Origin of the sequence: Streptomyces sp. NPDC048462, from assembly GCF_043200175.1 — a bacterium.
Classification (GTDB): domain Bacteria; phylum Actinomycetota; class Actinomycetes; order Streptomycetales; family Streptomycetaceae; genus Streptomyces.
In genome coordinates this window covers 1-16,320 of record NZ_JBICXG010000001.1, presented here as the reverse complement: position 1 = coordinate 16,320, position 16,320 = coordinate 1, and the positions used below count along the sequence as shown (strand labels likewise).

General features: G+C 71.8%; 11 protein-coding genes. 5 read left to right on the top strand and 6 right to left on the bottom strand.

Translation table 11 applies throughout. The features are described 5' to 3' along the window. Positions 1-34: 34 nt before the first annotated feature. The 5 genes from ACGFU6_RS00055 to ACGFU6_RS00035 all read right to left on the bottom strand — a co-directional run bounded on the left by ACGFU6_RS00055 (position 35) and on the right by ACGFU6_RS00035 (position 3,826). The gene (locus ACGFU6_RS00055) at positions 35-697 is read right to left on the bottom strand and encodes an urease accessory protein UreF (protein WP_393607019.1); all 663 of its coding nucleotides are present in this window, start codon (positions 695-697) and stop codon (positions 35-37) included. Between the two features lie 22 nt (positions 698-719). Further along, the gene (locus ACGFU6_RS00050) at positions 720-2,441 is read right to left on the bottom strand and encodes an urease subunit alpha (RefSeq protein ID WP_393607018.1); all 1,722 of its coding nucleotides are present in this window, start codon (positions 2,439-2,441) and stop codon (positions 720-722) included. Further along, positions 2,434-2,745 (bottom strand): urease subunit beta, encoded by a 312-nt coding sequence (locus ACGFU6_RS00045; RefSeq protein WP_073736202.1) that lies wholly within the window; start codon positions 2,743-2,745, stop codon positions 2,434-2,436. The genes ACGFU6_RS00050 and ACGFU6_RS00045 overlap by 8 nt, the downstream gene beginning before the upstream one ends. Before the next feature lie 10 nt (positions 2,746-2,755). After that, the gene (locus ACGFU6_RS00040; protein ID WP_123467820.1) at positions 2,756-3,058 is read right to left on the bottom strand and encodes an urease subunit gamma; all 303 of its coding nucleotides are present in this window, start codon (positions 3,056-3,058) and stop codon (positions 2,756-2,758) included. Between the two features lie 138 nt (positions 3,059-3,196). Further along, the gene (locus ACGFU6_RS00035) at positions 3,197-3,826 is read right to left on the bottom strand and encodes a TetR/AcrR family transcriptional regulator (RefSeq protein WP_393607017.1); all 630 of its coding nucleotides are present in this window, start codon (positions 3,824-3,826) and stop codon (positions 3,197-3,199) included. Positions 3,827-3,940: 114 nt separating this feature from the next. On the opposite strand from ACGFU6_RS00035, the gene ACGFU6_RS00030 reads away from it, so the two are divergent. Beyond that, complete coding sequence (locus ACGFU6_RS00030; protein WP_393607015.1) at positions 3,941-4,930, top strand: ABC transporter permease; 990 nt, start codon at positions 3,941-3,943, stop codon at positions 4,928-4,930. Positions 4,931-4,993: 63 nt separating this feature from the next. Here ACGFU6_RS00030 and ACGFU6_RS00025 read toward each other — a convergent pair whose 3' ends face one another. Next, complete coding sequence (locus ACGFU6_RS00025; RefSeq protein WP_123528567.1) at positions 4,994-5,278, bottom strand: type II toxin-antitoxin system Phd/YefM family antitoxin; 285 nt, start codon at positions 5,276-5,278, stop codon at positions 4,994-4,996. Between the two features lie 152 nt (positions 5,279-5,430). Here ACGFU6_RS00025 and ACGFU6_RS00020 point away from each other — a divergent pair, with 152 nt between their 5' ends. From ACGFU6_RS00020 to ACGFU6_RS00005, 4 genes are all read left to right on the top strand, one after another. After that, positions 5,431-6,045 carry a helix-turn-helix domain-containing protein gene (locus ACGFU6_RS00020; protein ID WP_393607013.1) on the top strand — a complete coding sequence of 205 codons (615 nt, stop codon included), beginning with the start codon at positions 5,431-5,433 and terminating at the stop codon, positions 6,043-6,045. A gap of 103 nt (positions 6,046-6,148) precedes the next feature. Continuing rightward, positions 6,149-7,453 (top strand): MFS transporter, encoded by a 1,305-nt coding sequence (locus tag ACGFU6_RS00015; RefSeq protein WP_393607011.1) that lies wholly within the window; start codon positions 6,149-6,151, stop codon positions 7,451-7,453. Between the two features lie 201 nt (positions 7,454-7,654). Beyond that, the gene (locus tag ACGFU6_RS00010; RefSeq protein ID WP_393607009.1) at positions 7,655-14,389 is read left to right on the top strand and encodes an amino acid adenylation domain-containing protein; all 6,735 of its coding nucleotides are present in this window, start codon (positions 7,655-7,657) and stop codon (positions 14,387-14,389) included. Positions 14,390-14,479: 90 nt separating this feature from the next. Continuing rightward, on the top strand, positions 14,480-16,320 hold a 1,841-nt coding region (locus ACGFU6_RS00005), incomplete at its 3' end, for a condensation domain-containing protein (protein ID WP_393607007.1).

The window sequence follows — 16,320 nt, the reverse complement described above, 5'->3', positions numbered from 1 at the left end:
TGTTTCGGTGCGGCGAGCGGGTGTGCGGGCGGGGTTACGAGGCGAACAGCCGGACCGGCCGGGCGGCGTGGGCCTCGGCGGCGATGTCGAGCAGCGGGGCCGACGTGGCGGGCAGCTCGTCGATGCTCCCGCGAGCGGCGGCGGCCGCCAGCCCGGCGACGTGGTCGAGTTCGGGGGCGAGCCGGGCGAGGACGGCGGTGGCGTCGAAGGGGTTGAGGGAGAGCAGCCGGACCACTGCCGTGGCCGGTCCGCTCACCGCTTCGTAGGCGACGCAGTACGCGGCGTCCTCGGGCCCCAGCCCTGCCGCGCGGGCGGTGAGCCCCAGTACGACGGGCTGATGGGCGCCGCGCGGCCTGGCCCGTGCGAGCGCTTCGAGTTCGTCGCCGGGCCAGGTGGCGCGCGCCGCCCGCATCAGCTGGCGGCCGAGCCTGCGGGCAACCGCGCGCAGCGCGGGCGAGGGGGTGCGCGCGTCGGCGGCCTCGTCGAGGGCGAGCGGGTCGTGCCCGTGGGCGGCCGCCGCGGCGAGTGCCGCGGCGGTCAGCCCGGTGGTGTGGAGGCGGCCTCGGCAGAACGCCGCGAGGTCCGCCGCGTCGCGGATGCGCCCTGCCTCGACGGCCGGCTCGGCGCCGCCGGAGTGGGCGTGGCCGCCGGCGGGGAACCGTCCGTCGGCCAGTACGAGCAGGGCTGCACGGCTCATCGATGGACCGCTCTCAGAAGAGTCAGAAGAGGAAGTAGCGCTGTGCCATGGGGAGTTCGGCGGCGGGTGCCGGTTCGACCGGTTCGCCGTCGATGGTGACGGCGAAGCTGTCCGGGTCGACGTCGACCCGTGGCATCGCGTCGTTCTCCCGCATGTCGGCCTTGCCGACCCCCCGGGTGCTGGTGATCGGGACGAACCGCTTCCCGAGTGCGAGCCGCTCGGGGAGCCCGTCCTCGATCGCTGCCTGGGCCACGAAGTTGAAGGAGTTGGCGGACGGGGCCCGGCCGACGGCGCCGAACATGGGCCGGGGCAGCACGGGCTGCGGGGTGGGGATGGAGGCGTTGGCGTCCCCCATCTGCGCGTACGCGATCTGGCCGCCCTTGATGACGGTCTGCGGTTTCACTCCGAAGAACGCCGGTTCCCAGAGCACCAGATCGGCGAGTTTGCCGCTCTCGACGGAGCCGATCTCCTGGGCGAGGCCCTGGGCGACCGCCGGGTTGATGGTGTATTTGGCGACATAGCGACGGACTCGGCGGTTGTCGGCGCGCCCGTCGCCCGGCAGCGCGCCGCGGCGCCTCTTCATCACGTGCGCGGTCTGCCAGGTGCGCAGGACGACCTCGCCGATGCGGCCCATGGCCTGGGAGTCGGAGGAGATGATCGAGATGGCGCCGAGGTCGTGGAGGATGTCCTCCGCCGCGATGGTGGAGGGCCGGATCCGCGATTCCGCGAAGGCCAGGTCCTCCGGCACCGTCGGGTTGAGGTGGTGGCAGACCATCAGCATGTCGAGGTGTTCGTCGATGGTGTTGACGGTGTGCGGCCGGGTCGGGTTGGTGGAGCTGGGCAGGACGTACGGCTCCGAGACGACGCTGATGATGTCGGGTGCGTGCCCGCCGCCCGCCCCCTCGGTGTGGTAGGCGTGGATGGAGCGCCCGGCGATGGCGGCCAGGGTGTCGGCGACGAACCCGGCCTCGTTGAGGGTGTCCGTGTGGATGGCCAGCTGGGCGCCGGTCTCCTCGCAGACTCCCAGGCAGGCGTCGATGACGGCCGGGGTCGCCCCCCAGTCCTCGTGGATCTTGAACCCGAGTGCTCCGGCCCGCAGCTGTGAGTGCATGGCGTCGCGGGACATCGTGTTGCCCTTGCCGAGCAGCCCGATGTTGACGGGGTAGGCCTCCAGCGCCGCGAACATCCGGGCGAGGTGCCAGGGGCCGGGGGTGATGGTGGTGGCCTTGCTGCCCTCGGCCGGTCCGGTGCCGCCGCCCACGAGCGTCGTGATGCCGCTGGAGAGCGCCTGGTCCATGAGGGTGGGCGAGATGAAGTGCACGTGCGCGTCGATGGCGCCGGCCGTGATGAACTTCCCGTTGCCCGCGATGATCTCGGTCTCCGGGCCGATGACCAGCTCGGGATGGACGCCGTCCATGGTGTCCGGGTTGCCGGCCTTGCCGATACCGGTGATCCGGCCGTCGCGGATGCCGATGTCCGCCTTGACGATGCCCCAGTGGTCGATGATGACGGCGCCGGTGACGACCGTGTCGGGGGCGCCCTCGGCGCGGGTGGTGCGCGCCTGCCCCATGGACTCGCGGATCACCTTGCCGCCGCCGAACACCGCCTCGTCGCCGGCGAGTCCGGGTCCGCCGCAGCGGTCCTCCTCGATCTCGACGAGCAGATCGGTGTCCGCGAGGCGGATCCGGTCGCCGGTGGTGGGACCGAACAGGTCCGCGTACACGGCGCGATGGAGTTCAGCCATCGAGAGCACCTCCGGTCTCGCCGCGCAGGCCGGGGACGATCCGCCGTCCGGCCAGGGGGACGAGTTCGATGTCGACGGGTATGCCGGGCTCGAAGCGGACAGCGGTTCCGGCGGCGATGTTCAGCCGCAGACCGCGGGCTGCCGCCCGGTCGAACTCCAGACCTGGGTTGGCCTCGGAGAAGTGGTAGTGCGAGCCGACCTGGACCGGCCGGTCGGCGGCGTTGAGGACAGTGAGACGGGTGACGGTCCGGCCCGCGTTGAGCGGCACGGGTCCGTCGGCGTAGAGAATCTCGCCCGGAATCATCGGCGGCCCGTCAGACGATCGGATCGTGGACGGTGACGAGCTTGGTGCCGTCCGGGAAGGTCGCCTCGACCTGCACGTCGTGGATCATCTCGGCGATGCCGTCCATGACGTCGTCGCGGCTGAGCACCTTGCGCCCGGACGCCATCAGTTCGGTGACCGTACGGCCGTCGCGGGCGCCCTCCATCAGGTGGGAGGTGATGAGGGCCACCGCCTCGGGGTGGTTGAGCCGCAGTCCGCGGGCGCGGCGCTTCTCCGCCACATCCGCGGCTACGTGAATGAGCAGACGTTCCTGCTCGTGCGGGGTCAGCTGCACGTGTCCACCTCACAGTCGTCCGCCCAGTACCGGCCCTGGGCGCAGCGTGACACTAGCCCTCATCAACAGACTGTTGAATGCCGAACCGGTGCCGCGCGGCGAGGTATTGCACGTTAGAGCCCAAGTTTTTCCAGCGCGTTAACTGATCTTTTGCACATCCATGGACATGAGCCCGCGAAGGCCGTCCTCCATGGTCTCCGGCCCGGGGTCGCCGAACATGGCCATCTGGATGATGAATCCCTGGGCGGCGGCGATCAGCGTGCGGGCAACCCGCTCGTCCGGCACGTCCGCGGTGAGCACGCCCCGCTCCCGGTACACCCTGACCAACTCGGACCAGGACGTCCGCAGCCCCTCGTAGGCCTCGACGAGCGTGGCCGCCAGCCGGTCGCTGCGCAGGGCCTCGGACCACACCTGCACGATCAGCCCGGCGTACGCCCGCCGTTCCAGCCCGCGCCCTCCGTCCACCCCTTCCGCGAACAGGGTGCGCACCACGCGGCCGATCAGGACGTCGGGCGTGGGCGGGGGCTCGACCTGGGATGCCCGCTCGAACGCCTGCACGACGCCACCGACCGCCTCCCCCGCGATGGCCGCGATCAGATCGTCCTTGCCGGTGAAGTAGCGGTAGACGGCTCCGGCCGACAGCCCGACCTCCTTGAGCACGTCCTGCATCGAGGTGCCGTGGAAGCCGTCGCGGGCGAAGCAGCGCGCGGCGCCGTCGAGGATCTGCCGGCGGCGGGCATCGAGGTGTTCCTGGGATACACGAGCCATGCCCCCACTTTAAAACGAACGTTCCTTCTTGACAAGGTCCGGCGACGGCGGGACAGTGACCCCACCAGATAAAACGAACGATCATTCTCTTTGATGTGAATCGAGGTGCGCGTCATGTCCGCTGCCCCCAACCGCCGCCTGGTGGCGGTCGTTCTCCTGATCCCCTTCGTGGTGGCCCTGGTCCTGTGGGCCTTCGCCTGGCCGGCCGCCCGGATGGCCCCGCGCGACCTGCCCGTCGGCGTCGTCGGCACGGGGCCCGCCGCCGACCGGCTCCAGGAACAGCTGGAGGCACGCGACGGCGCCTTCGAGATCCACCGCTACAACTCCGGGACCGCCGCCCGCACCGCCATCGAGCACCGGACCGTATACGGGGCGATCACGGTCACCGCGAAGGGCCCCGAGCTGCTGACCGCGACCGCGGCGGGCCCGGTGGTGGCCCAGCTGCTGCACGACGCGGTCGCCGCCCAGGCCCCGGACGGCGCCGAGGTCCGGGTCACGGACGTGGTGGCGGCCCCGGCCGCGGATCCGCGCGGCAGCGTCCTCGGGTCGAGCATCCTGCCCCTGGCCATCGCGGGCGTGGCCACGGGCGCCGTGGTGACCCTGCTGGGGCTGCGCGGCCGCCGGGCGGCCGGGGCGCTGCTCGGGGTCGCCGCCCTGGTGGGGATCGTGGCCGCCGCGCTCACGGACAGCTGGCTCGGGGTCCTGACCGGCGACTGGTGGAGCGAGGCGGGCGCGTTCGGGCTCACCGTGCTCGCGATCGGCGCGACGGTGGCCGGACTCGCCGCGCTGATCGGCACGGCGGGCATCGGCCTCGGATCCCTGGTGATGGTGCTGGTGGGCAACCCCTTCTCGGGTGTCACCAGCGCACCGGAACTGCTGCCCCGGCCGGTCGGCGCGATCGGTCAGTGGCTGGCGCCGGGCGCAGGCGGATCGCTGCTGCGGTCCGTCGCGTTCTTCGACGGCAACGCGGCGGCCGGACCGCTCCTGGCCCTCAGCCTGTGGGCCGTACTGGGACTGATCGCGGTACTGGCCGGCAGCCGCCGCGGGGCCGGAACCGCCGAGTCCGCCGCCGCACCCGAGCGCGAGCCCGCACCGGTCGGCTGACACGTCCCGCGCGATGCCGTGCGTCCCATGCCCCCGCGGGCAGGGGTGCACGGCATGCCCGTATCAGTTCCCGGGGCCCTGCTGCCCCCGGTGTTCCGCCGCGATCCCGAAGCGGTGCCGTTCCGCGGGAGCTGACGGGGAGGAGCCGATCGAGGAGACCGAGCTGATCACCTGCTCACGCTCCGCCGCCTCCTCGCCCTCGAGTCTCTCCAGATCAGCGGCCGACACGAACGCCACGAGCGGCTTGCCGTGCCGCGTCACGACCACTCGCTCACCGCCGTAGACGACGCGGTTGATCAGTTCGGCGAGCTCAGCTCGGGCTTGAGTCACCGGAATCTCGTAGGCCATGTTCCCCAGCCTATGCAAGGTCCATCCCTCCGTGACGGTCCGTGGCGGCAGTGATTGTTCGGACCCGGCGGCCCCCAGGTCCGATCCGGATTGCACAGACTCCTGTGCACAACTTTCTATGCACAGACTCCTGTGTGGTCTACCTTGAGTGCATGGAACTTCCGCAGCAGCCCTCCCAGGTACATCTGACCGCCCGTAACCTGCGTGGCATCGCCCACCCGCTACGGGTCCAGATCCTCACCAGCCTGCGGACAGAGGGCCCGGCCACGGCCACCACGGTGGCCCGCCGGCTCAATCTGAACACCGGGGCGACCAGCTACCACCTGCGCCAGCTCGCGGAGTACGGCTTCATCACGGAGGCACCGTCACAGGGCGGGCGGCGTGAGCGCTGGTGGCAGGCGGCGCACGCGAACACCGTCGCGCCCGACAGCGAGGCGCTGGACGGCAGCGAGGGGCTCGGCATCGCCTACCTCCAGGCCCTCGGCCGGGTCTGGTCGGACGCCCTGACGGCCGCGATCGAGGCGACCCCTTCCCTCACGCCCGAGTGGCACGACGCGCAGGACTTCGGTGACTACGCGCTTGCCCTCACCCCCGCCGACGCCAAGGAGCTGACGGCGGAGATCCACGCCCTGCTCCGCCGGCGTACGGCGGCCGCAGCGGCCGCCGAGGCGGACGCGCCGCAGGACGCGGCGCGGGTCACCTTCCAGTTCCAGTTGTTCCCGACCAGCGAGGACCGGCACGTCACCCAGCGCACAGACATGGAGTAGAGCGATGTCCACTCAGCACACAGCCGCCGGGACGGCGGCGGACAACGGCTTATGCATACCGGCGCCGGACCCGGGCCCCAGGGTCCTGCGCGGCCTGGTCGGCATGCTGTCGGCCAACGCGGCGGCGCTGTCGGCGAACCGCGTGCTGTCGATCGCCCTGCCCTGGTTCGTCCTGACGACCACGGGCAGCGTGGGCAAGACCGGTCTGGTGGCCTTCTGCCAGATCGTCCCGTACGTGATCTCGCAGGCACTGGCGGGCCCGCTCATCGACCGCATCGGCCCCAAGCGGATCAGTGTGGCGGGCGACCTCCTGTCCACTGTCGCGATGGCCACCGCCCCGTTGCTCTACCTGACGGGCAGCCTGCCCTTCGGCCTGCTGCTGGGCCTGCTCGCTGTCGTCGGCGCGGCCGACGGGCCGGCCAACGGCGCCAAGGGGCTCTTCGTGCCCTCGGCCACCCGCGCCGCCCGCGTGCCCATCGAGCGGGGCACCGGCCTCTCGGCGGCCGTCGAACGGACCGCGACCACCGTCGGACCGGCCCTCGCGGGCGTGGTCGTCACCGCGTTCGGCAGCCTGTACGCGCTGTGGATCACCGCCGCACTGTTCGCGGTCTCGGCGCTGGTCGTCTCGACGACCCTCACCGACCCGGTGCCCGAGCCCCACGAGACCCCGGTCGAGGAGGACGGCGGCTACCTCTCGCAACTGCGCCAGGGCGCCACCTTCCTGCGGGACGCGAAGCTGCTGCGGTCCATCGTGGGCATGCTGGCGGTGACGAACCTCCTGGACCAGGCGTTCATGTCGGTGCTGCTGCCGGTGTGGGCGAAGGAGTCGGGGAACGGCGCGGAGGCCATCGGCCTGGTGGTGAGCGTCTTCGCCGCGACCTCGATCATCGCCGCACTGGTGGCCGCCGGGGTGGCCGAGCGACTGCCGCGCCGCACCGTCTACCTGATCGGCTTCTCGCTTGGCGGCCTGCCCAGGTTCGCCGCGATGGCGACGGGGGCTCCGCTGTGGCTGGTGCTGGCGGTGCTCGCGGTGGGCGGCCTGGGCTCGGGCTTCGTCAACCCGATCGTGGGCGCGGTGACGTACGAACTGATCCCGACCCCGCTGCTGGGCCGGGTCAAGACGCTGGCACAGGCGGTCACCTGGGCGGGCATCCCCTTCGGCGGACTGCTGGGGGCGGGTCTCGTGACCCTGACCGGCACGTCGACGGCGCTGTGGATCGTGGGCGGGCTGTACCTGGTCGCCATCGCCGTGCCCGGCATGAGCCGGGAATGGAACGGAATGCGCAAGCGGACGGAGGCCGAACACGCCGGCGCCGATGCCCCGGAAGACGTCATCGGGGCGGCCCCCGCGAGCGCGCCCGCGCAGACCGTGCCGCAGGAGGAGACCCCGGTCCCGGCCAGGGCCTGAACCGGCCCGGAAACGGCAGGGCACGAGCGCGGCCGCCGGAGCACTGCGCCCCGGCGGCCACAGCGCGTACGGGCAGAAGTGGCCACGTACTGCGGGCAGAAGTAACCAGTTATCTCGTCAAGATCGCTCTGCGAGCATCGAATTCGGCTGAGCATCCGAGGGCCTTCCGTTACGGGTCGACGACGAGGAACTGGTGGACGCATGACTACGAATCCGATGGTGCCGCCGATGTCGGCCCCCGGCCGGGACGCGGGGCGTGCGTTCTCGCCCGCCGAGTCCCGTGTCGCCGCCGTGTGGCGGTCCGTTCTCGGCACCGAGGTGGAGACGGCGGAGTCCGATTTCTTCCTGCTGGGCGGCACCGGGGAACAGGCTGCGGAGATGGCCCGCCGGGTGGCGGTGGAGTTCGGCTCGGAGTTCCGGGCCCCTTCGGCTCCGGCTCTCCTGACCGTAGGGAGCGTGGCATCGTTCCTCGCCGATGAGGCCATGCAGCGGGCCCTTCGGCTGTTCGAATCCATCGACGAGGGCACGGCCGAGGGCGCCCTGGCCGCACCGTCCGACCCCGAGGACGCCGCCGCGATCCCCGCCGCCGCCCGTGACGGCCGGCCGCTGCCGCTGTCGTTCGCGCAACGCCGCCTCTGGTTCCTGGATCAGCTGGAGCCGGGCCGGGCCGAATACCTCATCCCGATGGGGCTGCGCATCAGCGGCCCGCTGGACGTGCCGGCTCTGGAGGCGTCGCTGTCGGAACTGGTGGCGCGGCACGAGGTGTTACGGACCCGCTTCGTCACCGACGGGGACGGCACCCCCGGCCAGATCATCGACGCACCCCGGGCGCTGCCGCTGGACGTACACGACCTGCGCTCCGTCGCGGGTGCCGGGGCCCGGGAAGAGGCCGCCGTCGCGCTCGTGGACACCGAGGGCTTCCGTCCGGTGGATCTCGCCACCGGTCCGATGGTCCGCGCCCTGCTGATCCGGCTGGACGAGGAGGAACACCTACTCAACCTGACTATCCACCACATAGCTTTCGACGGCTGGTCGGTGGGGGTCGTCTCGCGAGAGCTCACCACCCTGTACACGGCGCGGGTCACGGGCATCGCCGCCGGCCTTCCCGAACCTCCGCTGCAGTACGCCGATTTCGCGGTCTGGCAGCGCCAATGGCTCACCGGCGACGAGCTGTCCTCGCAACTCGGCTACTGGCGTGATGCGTTGGCGGGCAGTGCACCGCTGGAGCTGCCCACCGACCGCAGGCGCCCGGCGCGGCGCAGCGGCAACGGGGCGATGCTCACCTTCAGCATCCCCGCCGCGACCGCCGACGGGGCGCGCCGACTGGCGCACGACACGGGCGCGAGCCTGTTCATGACACTGCTCTCGGTGTTCCAGGCCGTCCTGTCCCGCTACAGCGGCCAGGAGGACATCGCGGTGGGAACGCCGATCGCGGGCCGCAACCGGGCCGAGATCGAGGACATGGTCGGCTTCTTCGTCAACACGCTGGTCATGCGCACCGACCTGTCGGGCGACCCGACGTTCACCGAACTCGTCGACCGCGTCAAGGACACCGCACTCGGCGCCTACGACCACCAGGACCTGCCCTTCGAGCGGCTGGTGGAGGAGCTGGCGCCACAGCGGGACCTCTCCAGGAACCCGCTGTTCCAGACCATGTTCGTCCTCCAGAACACCCCCGCCAACCGCTCCTGGGAGTTGCCCGGCCTCAGCATCCGCCAGCTGGACGTGTCCGCGCAGGAATCCAAGTTCGACTTCACGTTCTACGCGGCGGAGGCCGAGGACGGCGGTCTTGACGGCACCATCGTCTACTCCACCGACCTCTTCGACGAGGCCACGATGGTGCGGCTCGCCGGCCACTTCGAGACCCTGCTCGGTGCGGCCGCCCACGATCCCTCCGCCCGGCTGTCCGCCCTGGAGATGCTCACGGCCCCGGAGCGGCGGCAGATCCTCACCGCGTGGAACGGGGCGGACATCGACGCCCCCGACGCCGTCACCGTGCACCGGCTCTTCGAGGACCGGGCCGCCGAACGCCCGGACTCCCCCGCGGTCAGCTGCGGTTCGGAGCATCTGACCTACCGCGAGCTGGACGAGCGGGCCGAGTGGATCGCCGCCCTGCTGCGTGAGCGCGGTGCCGGTCCCGGGACGCTGGTCGCCGTCTGCCTCGACCGGGGCACCGACATGGTGAGCGCGCTGCTCGGCATCCTCAAATCGGGTGCCGCGTATGTGCCGTTGGACCCGACGTATCCGAGCGAGCGGCTCGCCTACATGGTCGAGGACAGCGGGGCCCCGCTGATCGTCACCCGGTCCTCGCACGCCGAGCGGCTCCCCACCGCCACACCGCTCCTGCTGCTGGAGGACTCCTGGCCGCCGGAACCCGCCCGCCCCGGTGACGCCACCGCCCCCGGGGCAGGGCCGGACGATCTCGCGTACGTCATCTACACCAGCGGCTCGACGGGCCGCCCGAAGGGCGTCCAGATCACCCACGGCGCCCTGCGCGCACGGATGCGGGAGACCCGGCGCCGGCTCGACCTCACCTGTGAGGACCGGGTGCTGCAGTTCGCGTCGATCTCCTTCGACTCCTCGGTGGGGCAGTTGTTCGCGCCGCTCACCGCGGGCGCCTCCCTGGTACTGCGCGACGACGCGTGGGACCCGGGGATGCTGGGGCAGGCGCTGCGCACCAACGAGGTGACGGTGGCCTGGCTGACCCCGTCGGCGTTCGGTGCGCTCGCCGCCCAGCTCGACGGGCCCGCCTCCCTCGGACCGGAGCTGCGGCTGGTGCGGCTCGGCGGCGAGGCACTCCCGCGCGAGCAGGTACGCCAGTGGTTCCGCCACACCTCGGTGCCGCTGGTCAACGGTTACGGGCCGACGGAGGCGGCGCAGGAGGCGGCGACGGCGCGGATCACCGGCCCCGGCGACCATGTGCCGATCGGGCGCCCGGTCGCCAACGCGAAGGTCTTCGTGGTGGACCGCCACGGCCGGCCCGTCCCGGTGGGCGTCCCGGGCGAGATGTGGATCAGCTGCCCCGGCCTGGCCCGGGGGTATCTGGGCAGGCCCGAGCTGACCGCCGAGAAGTTCACGGTCGTCACGCTGGACGGCACACCGCGACGCGTGTACCGCACCGGTGACCTGGCGAAGTGGCATCCGGACGGGCACCTGGAGTTCGTCGGCCGGGGCGACAACCAGGTCAAGCTGCGCGGCTACCGCATCGAGCCCGGTGAGATCGAGGCGGCGCTGCTCACCCACCCGTCGGTCGCGCTCGCCACCGTTGTGCTGCGCGAGGACCTGCCGGGCGACCCGCGCCTGGTGGCGTACGTCGTCGCGGACCCGCCCGTCGGGACGGACGCGCTGCGCGCCCACCTCCGTCGCGACCTGCCGGACTACATGATCCCCGCCGCGTTCGTGCCCCTGGACCGCATCCCGCTCACCCCGAACGGCAAGACGGACCGCCGCGCGCTGCCCGCGCCCGCCTCCGACCGTCCCGAGCTCGGCGCCGCGTACACCGCCCCGCGCACCGGGACCGAGCGGACGGTGGCCGAGGTGTGGGCGGAGGTGCTGGGCATCGACACCGTCGGCATGGACGACGACTTCTTCGCGCTGGGCGGCCACTCGCTGCTGGCGACGCGGGTCGTGTCGCGGCTGCGCCGGCGGCTGGGTGTGGACGTCCCCGTACGGGCCCTGTTCAGCGCGCCGACCCCGGCGCTGCTGGCCGCCGCGGTGGCGGACCTCGATGACGTCGGGGTCTCCCGCATCCCCGCAGTGCCGCGCGACGGCGCCCCGCTACCGCTGAGCTTCGCTCAGCAACGCCTCTGGTTCCTGGACCAGTTGGAGCCGGACCGGGCCGAGTACCTGCTGCCGTTCGCCTTCCGCGTCCACGGTCCGATCGATGTGGCCGCCCTCGACACCGCCTTGACCGCGCTGGTTGCCCGCCACGAGATCCTGCGCACCCGGTTCGGCACGGACGATGCGGGCTCCCCGGTCCAGTCGATCTCCCCCGAGGGGCCGGTGACCGTGCTGCTACGGGATCTGCGCGCCGTCACCGGCGACCGGGCCCGGGAGGACGCCTGCGCGGCTGTCCTGGCCGAGGAAGCGCTGCGCCCGGTGGACCTCACCGCCAGCCCGATGCTGCGCGCGGTGCTGGTCCGGCTGGCCGACGAGGAGTCGGTCCTGGCGATCACCGTGCACCACATCGCCTTCGACGGCTGGTCGGTGGGCGTGCTGGTGCGTGACCTGTCGGCGCTGTACGCCGCGGCCCTGGGTGAGGGTCCGGTCCCGCCGCCGCAGCCGGTGCAGTACGCCGACTACGCGCTGTGGCAGCGTGGCTGGCTGACCGGCGCACCGCTGGAACGCCAGCTCGGTTACTGGCGGGACAGCCTGGCGGGCCTGGAGCCGCTGGAGCTGCCGACGGACTACGCGCGTCCCGCGCAGCGGACGGGCAAGGGCGAGGTCGTCCGGTTCTCGGTGCCCGCCGATGTCGCCGCACGGGCCAGGGCGGTGGCCGCCGACGGCGGCGCGAGCCTGTTCATGACCCTGCTGTCGGTGTTCCAACTGCTGCTGGCCCGCTACAGCGGACAGCGGGACATCGCGGTGGGTACCCCCATCGCCGGCCGCAACAGGGCCGAGACCGAGGACCTGATCGGCTTCTTCGTCAACACGCTCGTCCTGCGGACCGACCTCTCCGGCGATCCGGCGTTCACCGAGCTGCTGGCCCGCGTCAAGGACACGGCGCTGGGCGCGTACGACCACCAGGACCTGCCCTTCGAGCGCCTCGTCGAGGAGCTGGCCCCCGACCGTGACCTGTCCCGCAATCCGTTGTTCCAGACGCTGTTCGCGCTCCAGAACACTCCCGGAGCGGACGCGTGGAGCCTGCCCGGTCTGACGGCGGAGCCCATGGAATCACCGGTCCGCGACGCGAAGTTCGACCTGTCTATGTACCTCGCCGAGGCGGCCGACGGCACCCTGGACGGCGCCGTCGTCTACGCCGGTGACCTCTTCACCGAGGCCACGGCGCGAGGTCTCGTGGACCACTTCACCCACCTGTTGGAAGCGGCGACGGCGACTCCGCGCAGCGCGCTCTCCGAACTGGAGATGCTCGGTACGGACGAGCGCCACCGGATCCTGTCCGAGTGGAACGCCACCTCGGCGCCCGTCCCGGCCGAGGCCACCCTGCACGGACTGTTCGAGACCCGCGCGGCGCTCACCCCGGACGCCGTCGCCGTCGTATGCGGCGCCGATGAGCTGACGTACCGCGAACTCGACGAACGCGCCAACCAGTTGGCGCACCGGCTGCGCGCCGAGCCGGGGATCGGACCGGACGTCCCGGTCGGCGTCTGCCTGGAGCGCTCACCCGCCCTGGTGTGGACGCTGCTCGGCATCCTGAAGGCCGGCGCCGCCTACGTTCCGCTCGACCCGGAGCATCCGGCGGAGCGGCTGGCCTACCTGGTGGAGGACTCCGGCGCGCCCCTGGTCGTGACCGACACCGCGCATGCCGGCCTGCTGTCCGGGGGCCCGGTCCTGCTGGCCGTCGACCGCGCCCCGGACCTGCCGGACTCGCTCCCGGTCACCGCGCCCGAACCCGTCGCGGGACCGGGCGATCTGTCCTACCTGATCTACACCAGCGGCTCGACCGGGCGGCCGAAGGGGGTCCGCATCGAGCACCGGGGGGTCGTCAACTACCTGGCCGGGATGCAGGACGCGTTCCCGATCTCGCCGGGCGAGGGTTTCCTCCAGGCGACGCCCCTGTCCTTCGACGTGTCGGCGTACGAGATCTTCTGGCCGCTGTGGCAGGGCGCGAAGGTCGTCCTGGTACCCGGCTCCGACCGGCTGGACATGGCCGAGGTGTCCCGCCTGATGCGCACCCACCGGGTGGTCGGCCTGCACTTCGTGCCGAGCCTGCTGGACATGTTCGTCGCACAGGCGGCGCCGGAGGACTGCGCGCAGTTGCGTTACGCCTTCGCGAGCGGCGAACCCCTCCAGCCGACCTTGGTGGCCCGCTTCCTCGACCGCTTCCCCGGCGGCGACCTGATCAACCTGTACGGGGCGACGGAGGTCTCCGTCGACACCACGTACTGGCGGGCCTCGCGCACCGACCCCCGGGGCCAGGTGCTCGCGGGCCGGCCCATGGTGAACCAGAGCGTGTACGTGCTCGACCCGGACCGCCGGCCCGTACCGGCCGGGGTACTGGGCGAGGTGTACCTCGGCGGCGACAGCGTGGGGCGCGGCTACCACGAGCGACCCGGACTCACCGCGCAACGCTTCGTACCGGACCCGTTCACCGGCGGCCGCATGTACCGCACCGGTGACGTCGGCCGCTTCACCCCCGACGGCGAACTGGACCTGCTCGGCCGCCTCGACCGGCAGGTGAAACTGCGCGGTGTGCGGGTCGAGCTGGGCGAGATCGAGGCGGCCCTGCTCGCCCATGACGCGGTCGGGGTGTGCGCGGTGACCGTCCGCGAGGACACCCCGGGCGACAAACGCCTCGTCGCCTATCACGTACCCCCGCCGGGCTCCGGCACGGCGGACACGGACGCCGGGACGCTGCGCGCGTGGGCGGCCGAGCGACTGCCCCGGGCCATGATGCCGTCCGCGTTCGTGGAACTGCCGGAGCTCCCCCTCAACCGGAACGGCAAGGTCGACCACGCCGCTCTGCCGGCCCCGGAGGAGGCCGACACCAAGGCGGAGTTCGTGGCGCCCCGCGACGACATCGAGGCGGAGCTCGCCGACATCATGGCCGGGGTGCTCGGCCGCGAGAGGGTCGGAATCCACGACCGCTTCTTCGACATCGGCGGGCATTCCCTCCTCGCCATCCAGCTCGTCAATCGCGTCGAGGCGGTGACCGGGGTCCGAATCGGTCTGCGCCGACTCTTCCAGGCGCCGACGGTCAGCGGCGTCAAGGACCAGCTCATCGAATTGTTCGACGCACAGGAACAGGCGTCCTGACTCCAGCGGCCCCATGCCCCTCACACAGGGACCCGTTGTCCCCGCGCAGAGACCCGTTGCCCACCCGAATAGCAGAGGACAGACACCATCATGGGCGAGAACTCGATCGAGGCACGGCTACTGTCCCGGATGCGCCGCCGTGCGGACGCGGACCGGATCGTACGTGCCGACGCAGGCGCCACCGGACCGCTGCCGCTGTCGTTCGCACAGCAGCGGCTCTGGTTCCTGGACCGTCTGACCCCGGACAGCGCCGACTACCTGGTGCCCACGGCACTGCGGGTACGGGGTTCCCTCGACGTCACAGCGCTGGAGAAGGCGCTGTCCGGCCTGGTGGCCCGGCACGAGGTGCTGCGGACGACATTCGCGGCGGGTGACGACGGTACGCCGCAGCAGGAGATCAACGCGCCCTGGCCGGTGGCCGTTTCGGTGCACGACCTGCGGAGCGGGGACGGCGCGGACGCCGAGGCGCGAGGCCGCGAGGTGCTGCGCACCGAGGCGAAGCGACCCTTCGACCTCACGGCGGGCCGGCCGCTGCGGGCCGACGTCGTACGCCTCGCCGACGACGACCACTACCTACTCCTGACGGCACATCACATCGTGTCGGACGGCTGGTCCTCCGGCATCCTGGCGCGCGAACTCCGCGAGCTGTACGCGGCGGCCCTGTCCGGGCGCGAGACATCGCTCCCCGAACTGCCGCTACGGTACGCGGACTTCGCGGTCTGGCAGCGCGACCGGCTCACGGGGGCGGCACTGGAGCGGCAGCTCGGGTACTGGCGCGAACGCCTGGCCCGCGCCACCCCGCTGGAGCTCCCGACGGACCGTCAGCGTCCGGCGCACGCGAGCGGCGCCGGCGACGTGGTCACCTTCGAGATACCGGCCGAGGTGGCGGAGCGGCTGCGGGAGGCGGCGGGGCGGCGAGGCGGCAGCCTGTTCATGGCGCTGCTGTCGTTGTTCCAGGTCGTGCTGGCCCGCTACGGCCGCCAGGACGACATCGCGGTGGGGACGCCGATCGCGGGCCGCAACCGGGCCGAGATCGAGAATGTCGTCGGCTTCTTCGTCAACACACTGGTGATGCGGACCGACCTGTCCGGGGACCCGACCTTCGGCGAGCTGATCGACCGGGTCAAGGACACGGCCCTGGGCGCGTACGACCACCAGGACCTGCCGTTCGAGCGGCTGGTGGAGGAGCTGGCGCCGGAACGGGATCTGTCGCGCAACCCGCTGTTCCAGACCATGTTCGTCCTTCAGGCGCCGGGCAGCGCGGACGGTGAGGCGTGGGACCTGGCGGGCGCGGACGTCGAGCCGGTCGATATCGAACGGGGTGTGGCCAAGTTCGACCTGACGCTGACCGCGGTCGAGTCGTCGGACGGTCTCCGGGCCGTGTTGGAGTACCGGACGGATCTGTTCGACCGGGCGCGGATCGAGCGGATGGCCGGCCACCTGGCCACCCTCGCCGCCTCCGTCGCCGCCACGCCTGACGCCCGCCTGTCCGAGCTGAACATGCTGACGGAGGCCGAGCGCCGGCAGATCCTGGTCGACTGGAACGGAACCACCGGCCCCTACCCGGACACCGCGACCATCCACCAGCTCATCGAAGACCGCGTCGCAACGGATCCGAATTCCATCGCGCTGACGCATGGGGCCGAGCAGTGGACGTACGCGCAGCTCAACGCGCACGCCAACCAGCTCGCCCACCACCTACGCGATACGGGCATCACCCCCGACACCCTGATCGCCGTCTGCCTCGACCGCTCACCGGAACTCATCGCCACACTCCTCGGCATCCTCAAAGCCGGCGCCGCCTTCGTACCACTGGACCCCGAATACCCCACCGACCGCATCACCTACATGGTCGAAGACGCCCAAGCACCACTCATCATCACCAGCACGAACCACACCGACCGGCTGCCTGCGGACATCCCGATCCTCCT

What these genes read in the sequence shown, in the direction of transcription:
- ACGFU6_RS00055 (WP_393607019.1), bottom strand. Translation starts at nt 697, where the DNA reads ATGAGCCGTGCAGCCCTGCTCGTACTGGCCGACGGACGGTTCCCCGCC.
- ACGFU6_RS00050 (WP_393607018.1), bottom strand. Translation starts at nt 2,441, where the DNA reads ATGGCTGAACTCCATCGCGCCGTGTACGCGGACCTGTTCGGTCCCACC.
- ACGFU6_RS00045 (WP_073736202.1), bottom strand. Translation starts at nt 2,745, where the DNA reads ATGATTCCGGGCGAGATTCTCTACGCCGACGGACCCGTGCCGCTCAAC.
- ACGFU6_RS00035 (WP_393607017.1), bottom strand. Translation starts at nt 3,826, where the DNA reads ATGGCTCGTGTATCCCAGGAACACCTCGATGCCCGCCGCCGGCAGATC.
- ACGFU6_RS00030 (WP_393607015.1), top strand. Translation starts at nt 3,941, where the DNA reads ATGTCCGCTGCCCCCAACCGCCGCCTGGTGGCGGTCGTTCTCCTGATC.
- ACGFU6_RS00025 (WP_123528567.1), bottom strand. Translation starts at nt 5,278, where the DNA reads ATGGCCTACGAGATTCCGGTGACTCAAGCCCGAGCTGAGCTCGCCGAA.
- ACGFU6_RS00020 (WP_393607013.1), top strand. Translation starts at nt 5,431, where the DNA reads ATGGAACTTCCGCAGCAGCCCTCCCAGGTACATCTGACCGCCCGTAAC.
- ACGFU6_RS00015 (WP_393607011.1), top strand. Translation starts at nt 6,149, where the DNA reads ATGCTGTCGGCCAACGCGGCGGCGCTGTCGGCGAACCGCGTGCTGTCG.
- ACGFU6_RS00010 (WP_393607009.1), top strand. Translation starts at nt 7,655, where the DNA reads ATGACTACGAATCCGATGGTGCCGCCGATGTCGGCCCCCGGCCGGGAC.